Here is a 398-nt window from a genome sequence, read left to right as displayed (position 1 = left end):
GTGGCGTGCCAGTGGTCACCCTGATTCAGTTCGGTGACGCGATAGCTGCTGGCGCCTGCTTTTTCAGCTTTGGCGGCAAGTTCCTGACGAATGTCCATCGGGGAGCCGGTGACTGACGTCACGGAGACGCTGCCCATTGGCTGCAGATTTTGTGCCTGATCGGCATTCACTTGCTGTACGGCTGCGCTTGCGCCGAAAGAGAGAGCGGATGCCAGACCCAGGGTTGCGATGATCAATTTGGTTTTCATAGTCTTTACTCCTGAACAGGTTTTTTGCTCAACGGCGAGAAGGGTTGAACTGCTATTTTTATGCCTGGTGCCGTTGAGTGGAGAGTTATGTCTTCAGTAATTACTTAAACTTATTTGTACAGCTCGGCGGTGGCGTGCCAGTGGTCACCG

General features: G+C 53.3%; 1 protein-coding gene. It reads right to left on the bottom strand.

Annotation, left to right across the window (positions count from 1 at the left end; genetic code table 11):
* Positions 1 to 248: peroxide/acid stress response protein YhcN (gene yhcN / locus INF77_RS23105; protein ID WP_193055962.1), on the bottom strand; the 248-nt coding region annotated here is incomplete at its 3' end.
* Positions 249 to 398 lie beyond the last annotated feature (150 nt).

The organism is Enterobacter cloacae complex sp. P1B (assembly GCF_014982345.1).
Lineage (GTDB): Bacteria > Pseudomonadota > Gammaproteobacteria > Enterobacterales > Enterobacteriaceae > Enterobacter > Enterobacter bugandensis.
This window is presented reverse-complemented; position numbering and strand designations above follow the sequence as displayed.